The organism is Pseudomonas veronii (assembly GCF_002028325.1).
Taxonomy (GTDB): domain Bacteria; phylum Pseudomonadota; class Gammaproteobacteria; order Pseudomonadales; family Pseudomonadaceae; genus Aquipseudomonas; species Aquipseudomonas veronii.
In genome coordinates, this window is the sequence record NZ_CP018420.1 from 2266601 (window position 1) to 2283811 (window position 17211).

The 17211-nt window shown below is 61.2% G+C and carries 17 protein-coding genes; 12 read left to right on the plus strand and 5 right to left on the minus strand.

Annotation, left to right across the window (positions count from 1 at the left end):
• Positions 1 to 5 precede the first annotated feature (5 nt).
• The 3 genes from PverR02_RS10555 (at position 6) to PverR02_RS10565 (ending at position 3407) form a co-directional block, all read left to right on the plus strand.
• Positions 6 to 1613 (plus strand): bifunctional 3-(3-hydroxy-phenyl)propionate/3-hydroxycinnamic acid hydroxylase, encoded by a 1608-nt coding sequence (locus tag PverR02_RS10555; protein WP_046384085.1) that lies wholly within the window; start codon positions 6 to 8, stop codon positions 1611 to 1613.
• Positions 1610 to 2389, plus strand: coding sequence for a 2-keto-4-pentenoate hydratase (locus PverR02_RS10560; RefSeq protein WP_079443274.1), 780 nt, complete (start codon positions 1610 to 1612; stop codon positions 2387 to 2389). Before PverR02_RS10555 ends, PverR02_RS10560 begins: the two co-directional genes overlap by 4 nt.
• A gap of 76 nt (positions 2390 to 2465) precedes the next feature.
• Positions 2466 to 3407 carry a helix-turn-helix domain-containing protein gene (locus tag PverR02_RS10565; RefSeq protein WP_046384083.1) on the plus strand — a complete coding sequence of 314 codons (942 nt, stop codon included), beginning with the start codon at positions 2466 to 2468 and terminating at the stop codon, positions 3405 to 3407.
• 7 nt (positions 3408 to 3414) lie between these two features.
• Here the strand turns inward: PverR02_RS10565 and PverR02_RS10570 are convergent, their stop codons facing one another.
• The 5 genes from PverR02_RS10570 to PverR02_RS10595 form a co-directional block, all read right to left on the minus strand.
• On the minus strand, positions 3415 to 4335 hold the full coding sequence (locus PverR02_RS10570) for an ABC transporter six-transmembrane domain-containing protein (protein WP_046384082.1): 921 nt from the start codon (positions 4333 to 4335) through the stop codon (positions 3415 to 3417).
• Positions 4323 to 4685 carry a hypothetical protein gene (locus PverR02_RS10575; RefSeq protein WP_046384081.1) on the minus strand — a complete coding sequence of 121 codons (363 nt, stop codon included), beginning with the start codon at positions 4683 to 4685 and terminating at the stop codon, positions 4323 to 4325. The genes PverR02_RS10570 and PverR02_RS10575 overlap by 13 nt, the downstream gene beginning before the upstream one ends.
• A 293-nt stretch (positions 4686 to 4978) precedes the next feature.
• Complete coding sequence (locus PverR02_RS10585) at positions 4979 to 6082, minus strand: ATP-binding protein (RefSeq protein ID WP_079443276.1); 1104 nt, start codon at positions 6080 to 6082, stop codon at positions 4979 to 4981.
• Complete coding sequence (locus tag PverR02_RS10590; protein WP_046384079.1) at positions 6079 to 6807, minus strand: response regulator; 729 nt, start codon at positions 6805 to 6807, stop codon at positions 6079 to 6081. The genes PverR02_RS10585 and PverR02_RS10590 overlap by 4 nt, the downstream gene beginning before the upstream one ends.
• Before the next feature lie 189 nt (positions 6808 to 6996).
• On the minus strand, positions 6997 to 7824 hold the full coding sequence (locus PverR02_RS10595) for an AraC family transcriptional regulator (protein ID WP_026140022.1): 828 nt from the start codon (positions 7822 to 7824) through the stop codon (positions 6997 to 6999).
• Between the two features lie 185 nt (positions 7825 to 8009).
• Between PverR02_RS10595 and PverR02_RS10600 the strand changes: the two genes are divergently transcribed.
• The 9 genes from PverR02_RS10600 (at position 8010) to PverR02_RS10640 (ending at position 17196) form a co-directional block, all read left to right on the plus strand.
• Positions 8010 to 9149: a tyramine oxidase subunit B gene (locus tag PverR02_RS10600; RefSeq protein ID WP_026140023.1), complete on the plus strand. Its 1140-nt coding sequence runs from the start codon at positions 8010 to 8012 to the stop codon at positions 9147 to 9149.
• A 31-nt stretch (positions 9150 to 9180) separates the two neighbouring features.
• A complete protein-coding gene (locus tag PverR02_RS10605) occupies positions 9181 to 9603 on the plus strand; it encodes a RidA family protein (protein WP_017846980.1) in 423 nt (140 codons plus the stop codon).
• Between the two features lie 57 nt (positions 9604 to 9660).
• Entirely contained in the window at positions 9661 to 10953 is a 1293-nt protein-coding gene (locus tag PverR02_RS10610; protein WP_079443277.1) for an NAD(P)/FAD-dependent oxidoreductase, read from the plus strand.
• Between the two features lie 34 nt (positions 10954 to 10987).
• On the plus strand, positions 10988 to 11836 hold the full coding sequence (locus PverR02_RS10615) for an alpha/beta fold hydrolase (protein WP_079443278.1): 849 nt from the start codon (positions 10988 to 10990) through the stop codon (positions 11834 to 11836).
• A 221-nt stretch (positions 11837 to 12057) separates the two neighbouring features.
• Complete coding sequence (locus tag PverR02_RS10620) at positions 12058 to 14193, plus strand: TonB-dependent siderophore receptor (protein WP_079443279.1); 2136 nt, start codon at positions 12058 to 12060, stop codon at positions 14191 to 14193.
• Positions 14194 to 14444: 251 nt separating this feature from the next.
• Complete coding sequence (locus tag PverR02_RS10625) at positions 14445 to 14804, plus strand: response regulator (RefSeq protein WP_017846984.1); 360 nt, start codon at positions 14445 to 14447, stop codon at positions 14802 to 14804.
• Positions 14804 to 15415, plus strand: a complete 612-nt coding sequence (locus PverR02_RS10630) for a chemotaxis protein CheC (protein WP_046384059.1) — start codon at positions 14804 to 14806, stop codon at positions 15413 to 15415. Before PverR02_RS10625 ends, PverR02_RS10630 begins: the two co-directional genes overlap by 1 nt.
• A gap of 12 nt (positions 15416 to 15427) precedes the next feature.
• On the plus strand, positions 15428 to 16756 hold the full coding sequence (locus tag PverR02_RS10635; protein WP_017846986.1) for an ATP-binding protein: 1329 nt from the start codon (positions 15428 to 15430) through the stop codon (positions 16754 to 16756).
• Between the two features lie 2 nt (positions 16757 to 16758).
• Positions 16759 to 17196, plus strand: a complete 438-nt coding sequence (locus PverR02_RS10640; protein WP_017846987.1) for a response regulator — start codon at positions 16759 to 16761, stop codon at positions 17194 to 17196.
• The last annotated feature ends 15 nt before the right edge of the window (positions 17197 to 17211 follow it).

Sequence of the window (17211 nt, forward strand, 5' to 3'; positions counted from 1 at the left end):
TAGCGATGAAGCAGGACAAAACCCAGGTGGTCATTGTCGGCGGCGGCCCGAACGGGATCACCGCCGCACACTATATGGGGATGTACGGTATCGACTGCGTCGTCCTTGAACTGGCCGACGGCATCCTGCCTTATCCCCGCGCAGTCGGCATGGATGATGAAGCGCTGCGCGTGCTGCAGGGGATCGGCATTGCCGAGCTGGCCGCACGTGACATGATCTGCGATGTACCGCTGCGCTATTACAACGCGCGTGGCGTGTGTTTCGCCGAGGTCAAGCCGAGCGTCGCGCAGTACGGTTGGCCGATGCGGAACATCTTCATGCAGCAATTGCTCGAAGGCACCCTGCGCGAACATCTCGTGCAGCACGCCAGCGTCCAATTGCGCCAGGGCCATGAACTGCTCGAACTGGAGCAGGACGAGCAGGGCGTGACCTTGCAGGTGCGCGATGCCCACGGCGAGCTCTACCAATTGCAGGCCGACTATGTGATTGGCGCCGACGGCGGGCGTTCCACCGTGCGCAAACAGTTGGGCGTCGAACTGCTCGGGCTCACGCATCCGCGCAAATGGGTGGTGGTCGATACGGCCAACGACACCCTGGATGCGCCGTACACCGCCCTGCATGCCGATCCGCAACGGCCCTTCGTGTGCATCTACCTGCCTTATCAGCAGCGGCGCTGGGAGTTCATGCTGCTGGAGGGCGAAGACGAAGCGAAGATGTGCGACGAGGCGACGATTCGTGAACTGATCCGCGGCCATATCGGCGCGGCCGTGGATCAGTTGAACGTCATCCGGATCCGCGCTTATACCCACCACTCCCGCGTTGCGGCGCGGTTCGTCCAGGGGCGGGTCGCGCTGGTCGGCGATGCGGCGCATATTTCGCCGCCCTGGGCCGGGCAGGGCCTCAATTCCGGCCTGCGCGACGTGGCCAACGTGGCCTGGAAACTGGCGGCGATCATTCAGGGCCGCGCGGCGCCGTCGATCCTCGCCAGCTACGACCAGGAACGCCGCGGCCACGCCACCGAGCTGGTGGCGCTGGCCGACAACATGGGCGCCGTGCTGGGGTTGACCAACCCGCTGATGGCCGGCGTGCGCGACTGGCTGTTCCAGGCGGTCAACAGTGTCGACAACCTGCGCTCGCACCTCTTGGAATTCAAGTTCAAACCCAAGGCCACCATCACCCAAGGCCTGGTCTATCACGAGCGTGCCGAGCTGCGCGAAGACGATCTGGTCGGGCAACTGTTCGTGCAGCCTTATATCGAAGATGCCCAGGGCCAACGTCGGCGCCTCGACGACATGCTGGGCAACTCGTATGCCGTGCTGGGTTACCGTACCAATCCCCGGGCGCCACTGAGCGAGGACATGGCCGCGTATTGGGCGCGTTGGAACACGCGCTTTATCCAGGTCAACCGTTCGCGCAGCGGCGTGGGGCGCAACCAGCCGCTGACGGCGATGGACGCGATCAGTGTGGAGGACGTGGATAACCGGCTGGGCGAGTGGTTCTCCAAGGTGCGCGACTGCATCGTCGTGGTGCGTCCGGACCGCTTTGTCGCGGCCATTACCACCCCAGAGCGGCTGGACGGTGTATTGCGCAAGCTGGCGGAGCAACTGTCATGAGCACGCCCGACGATGTACTCGGCCAACTGCGCCAAGCGAGGCTCAGCGCTCATGCCATAGCGCCTTTGGCACCGCAGGCGCTGGACCGGCAGCAAGGCTACGCGCTGTTGCGCCAGACCCTGGAGCGACGCGTGGCCGCCGGGGAGAAACCGAGCGGCTGGAAGGTCGCCTTCGCCGGCCGAGCCGCGCAAGCACGTTTTGCTCTCGACGAACCGGTGTACGGCGGCCTCACGGATGCGATGCAGGCCGAGCCGGGGAGTGCGGTGCCGTTGGCGCGGCTGATCCAGCCCAAGCTGGAGGTCGAACTGGCGTTCGTCTTCGGGCACGCGCTGGCGCCGGGGGACTACCGCGACCAGGACATTCTGACGGCCATCGCCGAGGTGGCGCCCGCGTTCGAAATCGCCGACTGCCGATGGCAAGGCTGGCGTTTCGGGCTTGGCGCCTTCCTCGCCGATAACGCGGCGGCGGGGCTTTACTGTGTGGGGCCGAGGTCGCCGTTCGAGCCGCAACAGCATGCCTGCGTGCCCTATCGTCTGGAGCACGAAGGGGTTCACCTGGGCAGCGGCGATACGCAGGCTCGGGAAGACAACCCCCTGTTCAATCTGTGCTGGTTGGTGCGCCGGCTCCTGGCGGACGGTCACCGTATCGAGGCTGGGCAGGTGGTGCTGTCGGGCGCGTTGCTGGCACCGATCGATATACAGCCGGGAACCTATCGTCTGCAGATGCTTGGCACGGAACTGGCTTTGGTTTTCCAGGCGGACACTGTGCCCGTGTGAATGCCAGCTGCCGTCAGGGATGACTGAGCCCCCTTCAGGCCAATGACCAGACACAGGCCGCCGAGGAACGACGAATATGCTCGCTGAAGTCCGAACCTTCAATGATCCTCAACAGCACGCCGGCTCGATCCAGGGCTGGCAGCAGATCTACGACCAACTGGGCCGTGGCTGTCTCACCAGTGAACTGCGCCAGTTGTCCTGCGATCGCTTCCAGATTTTCCAGGAGGTGCTGGACAAGCGAGTGGTGCAGCATGGTTCCTCGCCCAAAGGCCGGTTGTGCGCCGCCATGTCATTGGGCAGCTCGCCGGTGGTGCAAGGGCAGCAAGTGGACGCGCAGAGCGTGGTGCTGCTGCGCGATTCGGAGGAGTTCGTATTGCATGCTCCGGAAGGCACGCATTTTTTCGCGATCAACGTTGACGCGGTACGCTTTGCCAAACTGGCGGCTTTCGAATTATCCGGCGAGCAGCTTAAACGCCTGACCACTGTGTCTCAGCTGCGTGTGGATGAGGCGTTACTGCTGCGTATACACCAGCGTATTCACCCGTTGTTTCGTCACCTTTTGGAACATACCGACGCGATCAGCGCCGTTTCGGAAAAGATCCTGGAAGATGAGCTGCTCGGCACCTTCCTGGACCTGTTCACCCATGCCAGCGACGAGGTGCGTTGCCGGCGCGGCAATTTCGCCGTCAGTGCCTACCTGGTCCGGCGTTGCCAGGAGTTGATCGTTGCCAGCGGCGATACTCCATTGAGCATCCTCGACCTGTGCGAGCAATTGCGCGTCAGCCGCAGGACCCTGCAGAACAGTTTTCAGGCGGTGACCGGCCTGCGCCCGGTCGAGTACCTGCGCAATCTGCGCCTCAACGCGGTCCGGCGGCGGTTGATCGCGACCGCGGCCAGCGAGAAAAACGTCGGTGAGGTCGCCGTGGCCATGGGCTTTTTTCACCTGAGTCACTTCGCGGCGCATTACCGCGAATTGTTTGGCGAGTCGCCCTCGGAAACGCGCAGGGCCGAGCGCTGACGCGCGATCAGTCTGCCGCTTCGCCAAGCCCGGGGTTCACACGCTTGCCGATGTCCTTGAGCCGCGCCAGTTGGTCGATCATCGAGGGGGCTTCATCCAGGCAACTGACGAAAGTCCACAGGTAAGTCATCACCGCATAGATATGCCCGGCTTTTACGGCCGGCGACAATGCCAGTTGCGTGATGGCAACCACAAACAGCAGCGCCGCCAGGATGCCAATGAACAGGAAGGCGATGGCCTCACGGTCCGACAAGCGGATGCGCAGTCGCGACAGCAGGTGATAATGACGGTGCAGGGTATGCGCGCCGACGGCTTCCACCATGCCGATTTCCTTTTCCAGGCGATTGTTCAAGCGCTCATGCAAGCGCTGGTTACGCCGGGCGAAGCCGGGCATCACGGTGACGCACAGCAGCAGCGCGAGCAGGCATGCCACGCCAACCCATGGCTCGATCACCAGCAACATGCCGGCCGCGCCAATGATCGAGACCAGCGCGGTGGCGATGATCGGCACGTGCTTCTCGAAAAAGTCGACAAAGTCCCGCGCCAGCACCACCCGCGCCGCCGCCTTGGACGTGCTCTGGCGTTCCAGGCGCTGATTGAGGATCACCGGCACCGCAAGATCGGCGTAGATGCGCGTAAAGGTGCGCGTATCCAGCGCGCGCCGCGCCGCCCCCACCACCCAGAACCCCAGCACCACGCCGGCATAGAGCAATGCGCTGGCGGCATCGCCACGGATGATTGAGTCCACGGCAAACCCGGCAAACAGCGGGTAGGCGAGCAGCAGTGCATTTTCCAGCGCCACCAGCGACAAGGTCGCGAACAGCTTGCCGGGGTAGGCCCTGGCAATGGCCTTGAGGGTCTGGCTGGCGGATTGCTGACCGAGCTTTTTGCTTTCTTCGAGCACAATCCTAGGGGTTACGGACGGCATGGGCCACCTGTCGAGCGCATCATGGGAGGATAGATACCGCGGGCGACGCCGAGCAGATAGCGCGCCTCCTCGGTCATCAATAACAAATTGATCTGCACTTCTTCGATAACGATTTCCAGGGCGATCAATATGCAAATGGCCGGCGCTGTAATCAGCCAGTGACAATAAGACTGTGTGATCAACGACGCGCACACACCAATCAACCACAACGCCAATACGCAATGCGGCGCGTACTTCTGCAGGGGAATCCAGAAGCGCTGCAACTTTCGCAGTTTGAGTGTGTAGAGCGTCAGTGACGCTTCCAGCTGTTTGGAGTCAACAAGGGGGCGAGCGGAATGCAGAGTCGGCATAACAATTGTCCGCGTAAAACATTGAACGTCATTTGCCAGGTGTTGCTTCATTATCCCGGCGCCCGTGGCCTGGAAGGGTTTGATTGAACCAGGCAAGATTGATTGCTGTGACTTCGACCCATTCGCCCTGAGTTGGCATCCTTTCGCAGCTCTTGAACGCGATACAACGTCCTTGTGAGTTCAATAAGGCAAAGTGGCGATATTTCGTGGCTCTATTAACTATAAAAATAGAGAGGCGCATGCCATCACCTTTGTCGGTTTGAATATTCAAGCGGGTTTGGCGTTATATGCAGTTACACCTCAGTAGACTCCGTGTAGGTATCCAGGCTTTGCGTTGTTGTTGGCCAACTGAGTTCAAACACGGTGCCGCCGTTATTCGATGTCCGACAGCTCACCGTGCCGCCATGGGCGATGGCAATCGCGCGCACCACGGCCAGGCCCAGCCCACTGCCTCCCTGGGCCCGGGAGCGAGAACTTTCGCCGCGCTGGAACGCATCGAAAATATGCGTCGCGAAAGCGTCGTCCACCCCCGGCCCCTCATCCGTGACTCTCAGGAAGTTGCGCGAGCGTTGGCTGCCGAGTTGCACCCAGACGTTGCCCGGCGTCGCATGCCGACGGATGTTGTCCAGCAGCGCCAGCAACGCCTGGCGAATCCGCGCGCGGTCACAGCGTATCGGGCCTTTGAGCAGGTCCAGGTGCAGCACGAAGCCGGCGCTGCGCAGGCTCGATTCGAACAACCGTGCTTCGGCTTCCAGGTCGGCGGCCAGGTCGGCGTAGTCGGGTTCGAGCTTGAGGTAGCCGCTGTCTCCCAGGCCGACCACGCGCAAGTCTTCAACCAGGCGCGTCAACCCTTCCACTTGCGTCAGCAGGCTGTAGAACTGCGCGGTGTCCGGTTCGAACACACCTTCGGCGAGCCCCTGCAGGCGGCCGCGCAAGATGGTCAGCGGCGTGCGCAACTCATGGGCGATCGCTGCGTTCCAGAACGCCTGTTCTTCGGCCATGCGTTTCAATCGGTTGGCCATGCTGTTGAAGTCATCCACTAATAAGGCGGCTTCGCCCAAGGATTGATCCGGCGCCACTGCGCGGGCATCCAGGTCGCCATCGGCCAGCCTGCGCAGGCTGGCCGCCACCGAGTTCAAGGGCATCAGAATACGCCGGGACAACTTGATCGCCGCTGCGACGCCGACACCCAGGCTGACGCAGGTGATCAGGCTCATCCAGGCCCACTCCATGCCGCTGGGCAGCCACTCATCCATTTCCGCGTCGCTCAGCGGAGCAAACGACCACAGCAACCCATAAAAGACATAGGTCCCGACAATCGCCAGGGTTATCACACACAGGACCACGGCCGACATCGACAGGATAATCTGCCGACTCAAGCTGTTGGCGCCTTTCATGGCAGGCTCCCGAACCGGTAGCCGACCCCGCGGATACTGGCCGGTACGCCTTGCAGTCCGAGGTCCTCGATTTTCCTGCGCAATTTGCTGATATGGCTGTCGACCGTGCGCTCCAGGCTGTCGCTCTCGGGCGAGCAGAGGGCCAGCAACTCGGCGCGGCTGAACACGCGCCGGGGCGCCTTTGCCAATTGCGCGAGTAACTTGAATTCGGTCACGGTCAGGTTCAATGGGTGTTTCTGCCCATCGATGCTGACGCTCACGTCATGGTTGTCGATGTCGATTTCGAAGGCGTCCACGCGCAGCACGCTGCGCCCCGTCAAATAGCCATTGTCGATGCAGCGGCGCAGCACCGCCTGGGTTCTGGCGACGACCTCGGCCGGGTTGAACGGCTTGACGATGTAATCGTCGGCGCCAATACGCAGCCCCATGAGTTTGTCCACGTCCTGGTCCTGTGCGGTCAGCATGATGACCGGCGTGTTGCCGCGGTGACGAACTTCCGCCAGTACCATCCAGCCATCCAGTTTCGGCATCAGTACATCGAGCAGCACCAGGTCGGGCTTGAGCGTTTGATGCAGTTCGAGTGCGCGACGGCCATCCTGCGCATGCGCGGTTTGAAAGCCGGCGCGTTTGAGATAGGCCGTGAGGATGTCGGCGATTTCCGGTTCGTCTTCGGCGATCAGGATCAGTGCCTGATTAGCGGTTGATGCAACGAGTGATTCGGTCATGTTCTGCTCGGTCGATGTGCCCTGTGCTACCGGGCCATGCTGCAACGGCGCGCGGTTTTCTGGCAACGGGTTGGATGATGCACGGCAAGCATGCACTTTCAGCGTAGGTTTTATGGAGAAATGATGGAGACGCAGGTTTATTTTTCGTCGCGCGGGGGAGGGGGGTGAACGCTGCCTGATGCGGCGCGTTCAGGCGAAGCTGATGCGGTCGCTGTAGGCGTTCTGCACAATTTTGCGCTGGTAGTCACAGGGTGTCGTACTGACCAGCTTCTTGAAGTCGCGCAGGAAGTGTGACTGATCGGAGAAGCCCAGGTCCAGCGCCAGTTCCGAGAAGGATACATCGTGCTGGGTGTTCAATGTTTCCAGGGCCGCCTGGCAGCGAATGATGCGACAAAAGATCTTCGGCGACATGCCGGTGTCCTGGCTGAACTGGCGATGGATGGTGCGGCTGGTGTAGCCGCTGAGGTCTTCAAGCTGCTGAATGCGCAGGTCACCGCGATGCACCAGGGCCTGTTGAATCACCATCGCCGTCAGTTTCGAGGTCCTGCCCATCAGGCGCGGGGCCAGGTAGTCATTGAACAGCCTCATCTGCTCTTCCAGCCGTGGGGTTTGCACGATGTTCTCGAACATGCGCTGGGCAAACCCCGAGACCTTGAGCAGATCCAGCTCCTGTTCGGTCAGGTCCGCGGCCAGCACATTGATGAAGCCTGGAATGACCCCCGGTGAAAAGCGCACGCCAAAGTAGTGATGATGCTGGTGCAGTTCGACGCGCTGCGCCTCCAGCGGCGTGCCGCAGATCCGCACGGTGGGACGTGTGGCATCGCAGTCGAAAACGATGTCCACGCAGCCATCCGGCACCGCCAGCACGTCGGTCGATTGGGCGACATCGAAGGCATAGAAATGCGAGATCGCCGGGTGTTCGGAAGGCATCACCGAATACCGCGATGAGTTGAGTACGAACCAGGGTTGTTCGTAGGCGGTTGGGTGCCGCGGCCTCGGCGCACACAGGTTGACCATGACGGAACCTTCGATTGGCAATATGCGCGAATATTCAGGCATTTATCGCGCCAACTCAGGTGCCCGCGGCAAGCGCCGATGTCCGAAATTTACAATACCGCCGATAAGCCCAGCCCGATACTCGGACTCGACAGCGTGGGAGCCGCGCCTACCGCAGCGATATCACCTTCAGCCCGAGAATAATTATGTCCACGACTACAAAAATAGACTTCATCTACCTGTCCGAGCAGGACATGATCCGCGCTGGCGTCACCGACATGCTTGCCTGTGTCGACACCATGGAAGAGATGTTCGGCCTGCTGTATATCGGCGACTACCGCATGGCGGGCCCGAACAACGATTCCCACGGCGCGATGGTGATTTTCCCCAAGGAATCACCATTCCCGAACATGCCCAAACCCACCGCTGACCGACGCATGATGGCGATGCCGGCCTACCTGGGCGGCAACTTCTGCACCGCCGGCGTGAAGTGGTACGGCTCCAACATCGCCAACCGCGACAAAGGCCTGCCGCGCTCGATCCTGATGTTCACGCTCAACGACCCCGACACGGGCGCACCGCTGGCGCACATGTCGGCCAACCTGCTGTCGGCGTATCGCACCGGCGCGATTCCCGGCGTGGGCGCGCGCCACCTGGCCCGCAAGGATGCCAAAGTCGTCGGTCTGCTGGGCCCGGGGGTGATGGGCAAGACCACGCTGGCCGCTTTCATCGCGGTGTGCCCGCAGATCGATACCTTGAAGATCAAGGGACGCGGCGAGAAAAGCCTCAACGATTTTATTGCCTGGGTAAAGCAAACCTACCCACAGGTGACCACGATAAAAGTCGTCGACACCCTCGAAGATGTGGTCCGCGACGCCGACCTTGTTACTTATTGTAGCTCCGGTGAGGTCGGCGACCCCTCGAACTACCCAATCGTTAAGCGTGAGTGGGTCAAACCGGGCGCCTTCATGGCGATGCCGGCGTCCTGCTCCCTGGATGAAGGCATGGAGAGCTCCGAGGTGCGCAAGGTGCTGGATAACACCGGCCTCTATGAAGCCTGGTTCGAAGAATTGCCCAAGCCCGCGCACCACTGCGTGCCGGTGATCGGTGTGCGGTTCATGGACATGATCGCCGAAGGCAAGATGCAGCGCGACGAGCTCGAAGACATCGGCAAGATCGTTGCCGGCGATGCCCAGGGCCGCCGGAACGATGAAGAGATCATCATCATGTCGGTGGGCGGCATGCCCGTGGAAGACGTGGCCTGGGGCACGGTGGTGTACCGCAATGCCATCGCAAAAGGCATCGGCGTGAAACTGAATCTGTGGGAAACCCCCGCGTTGCGCTAAGCCACCCTTATCCATCTGAAGAGGCAACGACATGACCAAAATCATCAAGCTCAAGACCGGTTCCCCGTTTGAAGACCAAGCCAGCTATTCACGCCTGGTGGTGGTGGACAACTGGATCTATGTCTCCAATACCGCAGGCCGCAACCCGCAAACCAAGTTGATCCCCGAGGACATCCTCGAACAGACGCATCAGGTATTCGCCAACATCGAAACGGCCCTCGCCGCCGTCGACGCCAGCCTGGCCGATGTGGTGTGCTCGCGGGTGTTCATCCAGGACCCCAAGGACGTTCCGGCGGTCATGGGCCTGATCGGCGAGAAGTTTCGCGGTGTCGATCCGGCCAGTACCGTGACCTGCCCGCCGTTGGGCTCGACGGTCTACAAGGTGGAACTGGAAGTGACGGCCTATCGCAACGCCTCCAAGGCGCAGGTCGAAGTCATCCGCCTGTCGCAATGACCGCTACGCGGCCGTGCGCTTGCGCGGCCGACCTCAATCGCTCACAGAGTCTTGATCATGGCCCCGACTATAGCGCCCGTGAACACGTCAACCACGTTCCCCTTCGCGACGTCCGTCGTCATCATTGGCGGCGGGATTATCGGCTTGACGGCTGCGCTGACATTGGCCGAACGCAATATCGCGGTGGTGGTGCTGGAAAAAGGCCGTATCGCCGGCGAGCAGTCCTCACGCAACCTCGGCTGGGTACGCAAGACCAGCCGGCACGCCGCCGATATCCCCTTGGCCCTCGCCGCAGATCGCTTGTGGGCGCAGATGCCTGAGCGGGTCGGCGCCGACGTCGGGTATCGGCAAGAGGGCATCATGTTCCTGGGCCGCAACGAGGCGCAGATGGCGATGCATGAAAGCTGGCTGAAATCGGTCGAACATCTGTCCCTCGACTCGCGGTTGCTGAGCCAGCGCGAGATCGCGCAACGGGTGCCGGGCGGCGTGGCTGACTGGGCCGGCGGTATCTTTACGCCATCCGATGCGCGGGCCGAGCCGACCCTGGCCAGCAGTGCGATCGCCAAGGCGGCCATGGCCAAGGGCGTGGTGATCATCGAGCAGTGTGCGGTGCGTACACTGCAGATGTCCGCCGGCAAGGTCAGTGGGGTGGTCACTGAAAAGGGTGAGATTCGCTGCGATCAGGTATTGCTGGCCGGGGGGATGTGGTCGCGGCGCTTTTTGGGCAACCTCGGCGTGGCGTTGCCGACCTTGGCCTTGACCTGTTCGGTGCTGCGCACGCATCCGATGGATGGGCCTACGGAAATCGCCGTAGGCGCGCCGGACTTTTCCTTTCGCAAGCATAAGGACGGCGGTTTCATCATTACCCAACGCGGCAAATTGGACGCCTACCTGACCCTCGATCACCTGTTGCTCGCCAAGCAATACATGCCGCAGTTTCGCGCGCAGCGCAGCGTGTTGAACGTGTCGCTGGGCAAGTATTTCTTTAACGACCTGGCGCTGGCCCGGCGTTGGTCGGCCGACAGTATCAGCCCGTTCGAACGGGTGCGGGTGCAGGACCCGGCCGCCAACCCGCGGCTCAACAACGATGCGATGAACAACCTCAAGGCCGCCTGGCCGGTATTCGAGCAGGCGCGGATTGCCCAGGCCTGGGCGGGCACCATCGACGTGACGCCGGACTCGAACCCGGTGATTGGGCCGGTCGCGCAAATTCCCGGGTTGACCGTCGCCACCGGTTTCTCGGGGCACGGTTTCGGTACCTCGCCAGCGGCCGGCCATCTGGCGGCGGATATCGTCAGTGGGGATACCCCGATCATCGATCCGAGCCCGTATCGTTTCGATCGTTTCTAAGCCGGCCCAAGCCCAGCCTTCATGGAGCACAACGATGTCGCCTGCCAGCTGTTTTTTTACTAATCGCACAGGCTTGCGCCTGCATTTTCTGCAATGGGGCGCGCCGAGCGGCGTGCCTCTGGTTCTGCTGCACGGCTTGCGGGCCTATGCGCAGACCTGGGAGTCGCTGGTGCAGGCGTTGGGCCCCGGTTACTGCGTTTACGCCCTGGACCAGCGCGGTCGCGGGTTGAGCGATTGGGCCACGCCGAGCAGCTACCACACGCAATCTTATGTGGAGGATGTGGAGGACTTCGTCGCCCACCTCGGTTTGCAACGCTTCGTGTTGCTGGGGCATTCGCTGGGTGGCGCCAATGCCCTTGAATATGCACGGCAAAACCCAGGGCGTTTGCACGGGCTGATCATCGAAGACATCGGTCCCGGCTCTTCGAGCCAGGGCGACGGCGCGGCGCGTATTCGCCGTGAAATGAGCCAGACGCCGTTGCACTTCGACAGCTGGGCGAGCGCCCGCGCTTTCTGGCAGGCGTCGCGCCCGGGTTTGTCAGAGCAGGGCCTCGCTTCCAGGCTGGCGCATTCGATGAAAGAGCACGAAGGGCTGATCAGCTGGCGGCACGATCAGCAAGGCATCGCCGAGGCGCGCCTGAGCATCGAGCCGACCGACCTGTGGCCGGCGGTGCGGGCCTTGGACTGCTCGACCCTGTTCATTCGTGGCGGGCGTTCGGACTTCCTGCCCACCGCGACGCTGCAGGCGATGCGTGACAGCAATCGGCAGGTGCAGACGGTGGAAGTCGCGCACGCCAGTCACTATGTCCACGACGATCAGGGCGAGACGTTCAACCGGCTGGTCGCTGACTTTCTCGCCAGCCTCACGACTCCCAGCCCATGAAGGCAAGCGCCAGCACTGCCGTGGCAGGCGGCCATGGCAAAAGCGAACCACTCTAGCGAGTGGTTTTTTTTGCCTGGATTTTTACGCGGTTGATACAAAGCTGATACGCGAAAAGCAGTTAATGAGAATCCATGTCATGCGCGAATGGTTTGGTATATCATGCGCCGCGAATTCTTGGCAGGTTTGCCTGCGCGTCGGCTCATCCATGAGGTCCAACATCCATGCGTCACACCCTGATTTCCCTCTGCGTGCTTCAGGCGTTTACTCCTTTTGCCTGGGCGCAGGTTGCCGCCTCTGAACAAAGCAGCCTCGAGTTGCAGGCGACCACGGTCACCGGCGAAATGGACTACGAGACGGCTCAAGGGCCGGTCAAGGGCTACCGCGCGACACGTTCAGCCAGTGCGACCCGTACCGACACATCGATTCATGAAACGCCGCAGTCCATCAGCGTAGTGCCCAAGGACGTGGTCGAGGACATTGGTGCGACTCGCCTGCAGGAGGCCCTGGACTACGCGGGCGGCGTCGGCCGGGCGAACAACTTCGGCGGGCAAGGGCTTACCAGCTTCACCGTGCGAGGCTTTACCACCGCCGAGTTCTACCGCAACGGTTTCCCGATCAACCGCGGCTACCCGAGCATGCCCGACGCCAACAGCATCGAGCGCCTTGAAGTGCTGCGCGGGCCGGCGACCATGCTATATGGCCGTGGCGATCCCGGTGGCACCTTCAACGTGGTATCCAAGCAGCCGCTGGCCGAGCCCACGGTCACGCTGGGTAGCCAATTGAATGATCAGGGCATGAAGCGCGGCACCCTCGATGCGTCCGGCCCGCTGGATAAGCAAGGCACGCTGGCCTATCGTCTGAACGTGGTGGGCGAGGGCGGCGACACCTTCCGCGACCATGTCTCGAGCGAACGCTACGGCGTGACCCCGGTGTTGACCTGGCAGGCCAATGACGCCACCAAGGTGATCTTCGAAGGCGACTTCATGCGTAACAATCGCCCGCTGGATCGCGGCCTGACACGCTTCGCCAACCAGCGTGGGACGCCGTCCCGTGACACCTTCTGGGGTGAGAAGTACGCCGGCGACCTGCACAACGATAACAACATGGCCCAGTTGCGCTTCGAACATCTGCTCAACGACAACTGGACCCTGGGCGGTGGTTTCCAGTGGCTGGACGGGACGATGAAGGGCAACGGTGTCGAGGCCAACGGCGCGACCAGCCTGGATGCCGATGGCCGCACACTTCAGCGCAACTTCAACTACCGCAAGCTGGAATGGACCGACAAGGACTACCAACTCAACCTGACCGGGCACTTTTCCACCGGCGGCTTTGATCACACCTTGCTCACTGGCATCGAATACGAAGACTACGACTACAAGTCGATCATCCAGCGTTCCGCCGTCTTGGCGGGGACCTTTCCGATCGATATCTACAACCCGGTCTACGGCCAGCCTCGTCCGGCGCTGACCCGCACGCCGACACACGATAAAGAAAACCTCAAGACCTACGCGGCCTTCGTTCAGGACCAGGTGGCACTGACCGAGCGCTTGAAAGTCCTCGCCGGTGCGCGCTTCGAGCGCTTCGAGCACGATTACGAGTCCTACGTACCCGGTGTCAGAAGCTGGAACGCCGCCGACAACGCCGTCACCCCGCGCGTCGGCGTGATGTATGACCTCACCGACACCGTCGCGCTCTACGCGGATGCCGCGCGCTCGTTCAAGCCCAACACTGGCGCCAGTCGTCAGGGCGGCGGGTTCGATCCGGAGAAGGGCAAGTCCTACGAGATGGGCGTGAAGTGGGAAGCGCTTGACCGACAGTTGAGCGTCGATGCGGCGATTTACCAGATCGAGAAGAAAAATGTCCAGGGTCTCGACCCCTTGAACTCCGACTTCAATGTCGCGACGGGCCAGGTCCGCAGCCGCGGCTTTGATCTGAACGTGGCCGGCAACCTGACGCCCGAGTGGCGGATGATCGGCGGCTATGCCTATGTGGATGCCGCCGTCACCAAGGACACCACTGTCCGTACTGGAACGCGTTTGGCCAACATTCCGCGCAATAGCTTCAGCCTGCTCAACGTGTATGAGTTCCAGGACGGCGCGCTCAAAGGCTTGGGCCTCGGCGCCGGTGGCAAATACGTGGCCGAGCGTGCCGGGCAGACGGCCAACAACACGTTCGCGATGGACGCCTACACGGTCGTCGACCTGCTCGGTTACTACAAGGTCAACGAAAAGGTCAGGCTCAACCTGGACGTGAAGAACCTGTTCAATCGCGAGTACGAAGAGGGCTCGTTCTTGAACTTCTACGCCTACCCTGGCGAGCCGCGCACGGTGCAAGTGGGTATTTCCTACACTCTGTAGCGCGGTCAGCGCCCGGCGCGATGTGCCTCGTCGGTTGATCCGGTGGTATGCCGGGCGAAGGTCACGCAGCCACACTTTTTGGCGGCCTGTAGGGAAACCCCTACAGGCTCCGAAAATCCCTCGCGCAATATCAGGATTGGATGATGGCTCTTTGCTAGATGTCGGGTTAGAGTGATTAAAAGGTTCTTGCGAATCTTCGTTTCTGCGACCCCTCCCGAGGCTGCAGGACACTTCATAATGTGGAGTGCATCATGAAAGTCCTAATCGCTGATGACTCATCCATGTCCCGCAAGCTGGTCTTGCGTTCCCTGCCAGAATCACTGACCGAAGATGTTCGCCAGGCCTGTAACGGTGCCGAGGTGATGGAGGCGTATCACGCCGGTTTGGTGGACCTGCTTTTTCTCGACCTGACCATGCCGGTCATGGATGGCTTCCAGACCCTTGAGGCGCTCAAGCGCGAGGACGCGAATGTGGTTGTCGTGGTGATCAGCGCCGACATCCAGCCGCTGGCCAGGCAGCGCGTATCCGATCTGGGCGCTGCTGCATTCGTCGCCAAGCCGGTTACGGCGCAAGCTGTACTCAATGCGTTGCACGTCATAGGGGTACTTTGATGGAAACCTTGGCCGCGCTAACCGAAGACCAACGTGACGCCTTGCAGGAATTGATGAACATTGCCATGGGGCAGGCCGCCGAACGACTGGCCCGGCTGACCAACACCATGGTTACGCTTTCGGTTCCTTTCATTCACCCACTGATCCGGGAGCAGGACAACCTGTTGATTCCCGACCATCTTCGTCGAAGCTCCATGATCGTCACCCGCCAGTCGTTCCTGGGGGAGTTGCGCGGAGAGGTGTTCGTTTGCTTTGGTTCCATGGGGGCCGACAAGCTCGCCGAATTGCTCGGCTATAGCGACGGCGGCCCTGCGCAGCAGGAAGAACTGATGCTGGATGTCACCAACATCCTGTCCGGCGCCTGCATCAGTGGCCTGGCCAAGCAGGTGGCGATACAAGTGAGTTATGACGCGCCGTCGATTCTGGTCCACAGAGAAGAGTCCGCGAACGCACTGAATGAATTGAACCTGAACGAACACCTGGCGATGGTGTTGGAAATCCGTTTCGAGGTGCAGGCTCATCAATTCTCCTGCGACCTGCTGATCTGTATCACCGAACGTACAGCAGGCGTTGTGGTCCGGGCCATCGATCGCTTGCTCTATGAGCTTTGAAGGGGCGTCTTCATGACAGACAACAAGGCAATTTCCCGGGAAACCCTTGAGTCGATGCTCAAGGCCATCAACATGGGCGTGCTGCTGGTCGATCATGACTGCAAAGTGCTGTTCTCCAACCACTTCATGTCCATCAACAGCGGCCGCAGCGCCGAAGAGCTCGTCGGTCGCACGCTGTTCGAAGTGTTTCCGGAACTGCCCGAGGTCTGGACCCGGCAGAAGATCAACAGCGTCGTCACGCTGCAGAACTTTGCGTTCACCTCCTGGCAGCAACGGCCGCACCTGTTCAACTTCGAAAGCACCCGGCCGATCAGTGGCTTGGTCGGGCACATGTATCAGAACTGCACGTTCTTCCCGGTGCAGGACGCCGATGGCGGCAGTCTGGGGGTGGGCCTGGCGATAAGCGATACGACCGATACCGCTGCCCGCCAACTCGAACTGACGCACCTCAACGAGTTGCTGGAAGAGGAAAAGAGCGCCCAGGCGCTGCTGATCGCACGGCTCGAGGAGGCTCAGGCGCAGTTGCTGCAGTCCGAGAAAATGGCAGCGATAGGCCAGCTTGCGGCGGGCGTGGCCCACGAGATCAATAACCCGATCGGCTTTGTGTGCTCCAACGTCAACAGCCTGCGGCGTTACCTGGTGGATCTTTTCGCATTGCTCGACGCCTACGAACAGGCCAGTGACGAAAAACATGCGCAGGCTCATCCCGAGCTTGCGGCCATGCGGGACAAGGCGGATTACGACTTCATGCGGCAGGACATCGACGAGCTGATCGTCGAGTCGGTCGAGGGGCTGGACCGGGTCACTCGTATCGTCAAGGACCTGCGCGAGTTCTCCCATGTCGACAGCTACGAATGGCAGTTGGCCGATCTGCACAAGGGGCTGGATAGCACCCTCAACGTTATCTGGAACGAGATCAAGTTCAAGGCTCAGGTGATCAAGCGCTACGGCGATATCGAGCCTATCGAGTGCATGGGCTCGCAGATCAATCAGGTGTTCTTGAATCTGCTTATCAATGCGAGCCATGCCGTGGGCGTTGATGGCGAAATCATCATCAACAGTGGCAGGGAAGACGGCGGTGTGTTCGTCGAGGTCGTCGACAACGGTCACGGCATCCCGCTGGACATCCAGAACCGGATATTCGAACCGTTCTTCACCACCAAGCCGGTAGGCATGGGCTCGGGCCTGGGCCTGTCGCTGTCGTACAGCATCATCGTCAAGCACCATGGAAGACTCACCGTCGAAAGTGAACCGGGCCGGGGCAGTTGCTTCCGCGCGTGGCTCCCGTTACGTCAGCCCCAGGTACAGGCCCACGCTACCTCTGCCGTTGAAGGATGCTGAGCATGAACACCACCGAGTTGAGCGAAAAACGCTACACCGTCATGCTGGTGGACGACGAAGAAAGTATCCTCAACAGCCTGCGCCGCTTGCTGCGTGGCAAGCCTTACGATTTGCTGCTGGCCACCAGTGGCGCGCAGGCGCTGAGCCTTTTCGAACTGCACCCCATAGACCTGATCGTCTGCGACGCGCGCATGCCGTTCATGGACGGCCCGACCCTGCTCCGTGAGGTGCATAAGCGCGATCCGCACTGCATGAATATCCTGCTGACCGGTTATGCCGACATGAGCATGATCACGCAGGCACTCAGCGATGGGTACATTTTCCGCTACATCAGCAAACCCTGGAAGGATGAAGAGCTTCAGCTCACCCTCGATGAGGCTTTGGAAATGCAATGTGTGCTGCGTGAACGTGACAACCCGAAGAAGCTCATCAGCGAATAGTGGCTCGACAGCTTC

What these genes read in the sequence shown, in the direction of transcription:
- PverR02_RS10555 (WP_046384085.1), top strand. Translation starts at nt 6, where the DNA reads ATGAAGCAGGACAAAACCCAGGTGGTCATTGTCGGCGGCGGCCCGAAC.
- PverR02_RS10560 (WP_079443274.1), top strand. Translation starts at nt 1,610, where the DNA reads ATGAGCACGCCCGACGATGTACTCGGCCAACTGCGCCAAGCGAGGCTC.
- PverR02_RS10565 (WP_046384083.1), top strand. Translation starts at nt 2,466, where the DNA reads ATGCTCGCTGAAGTCCGAACCTTCAATGATCCTCAACAGCACGCCGGC.
- PverR02_RS10570 (WP_046384082.1), bottom strand. Translation starts at nt 4,335, where the DNA reads ATGCCGTCCGTAACCCCTAGGATTGTGCTCGAAGAAAGCAAAAAGCTC.
- PverR02_RS10575 (WP_046384081.1), bottom strand. Translation starts at nt 4,685, where the DNA reads ATGCCGACTCTGCATTCCGCTCGCCCCCTTGTTGACTCCAAACAGCTG.
- PverR02_RS10585 (WP_079443276.1), bottom strand. Translation starts at nt 6,082, where the DNA reads ATGAAAGGCGCCAACAGCTTGAGTCGGCAGATTATCCTGTCGATGTCG.
- PverR02_RS10590 (WP_046384079.1), bottom strand. Translation starts at nt 6,807, where the DNA reads ATGACCGAATCACTCGTTGCATCAACCGCTAATCAGGCACTGATCCTG.
- PverR02_RS10595 (WP_026140022.1), bottom strand. Translation starts at nt 7,824, where the DNA reads ATGGTCAACCTGTGTGCGCCGAGGCCGCGGCACCCAACCGCCTACGAA.
- PverR02_RS10600 (WP_026140023.1), top strand. Translation starts at nt 8,010, where the DNA reads ATGTCCACGACTACAAAAATAGACTTCATCTACCTGTCCGAGCAGGAC.
- PverR02_RS10605 (WP_017846980.1), top strand. Translation starts at nt 9,181, where the DNA reads ATGACCAAAATCATCAAGCTCAAGACCGGTTCCCCGTTTGAAGACCAA.
- PverR02_RS10610 (WP_079443277.1), top strand. Translation starts at nt 9,661, where the DNA reads ATGGCCCCGACTATAGCGCCCGTGAACACGTCAACCACGTTCCCCTTC.
- PverR02_RS10615 (WP_079443278.1), top strand. Translation starts at nt 10,988, where the DNA reads ATGTCGCCTGCCAGCTGTTTTTTTACTAATCGCACAGGCTTGCGCCTG.
- PverR02_RS10620 (WP_079443279.1), top strand. Translation starts at nt 12,058, where the DNA reads ATGCGTCACACCCTGATTTCCCTCTGCGTGCTTCAGGCGTTTACTCCT.
- PverR02_RS10625 (WP_017846984.1), top strand. Translation starts at nt 14,445, where the DNA reads ATGAAAGTCCTAATCGCTGATGACTCATCCATGTCCCGCAAGCTGGTC.
- PverR02_RS10630 (WP_046384059.1), top strand. Translation starts at nt 14,804, where the DNA reads ATGGAAACCTTGGCCGCGCTAACCGAAGACCAACGTGACGCCTTGCAG.
- PverR02_RS10635 (WP_017846986.1), top strand. Translation starts at nt 15,428, where the DNA reads ATGACAGACAACAAGGCAATTTCCCGGGAAACCCTTGAGTCGATGCTC.
- PverR02_RS10640 (WP_017846987.1), top strand. Translation starts at nt 16,759, where the DNA reads ATGAACACCACCGAGTTGAGCGAAAAACGCTACACCGTCATGCTGGTG.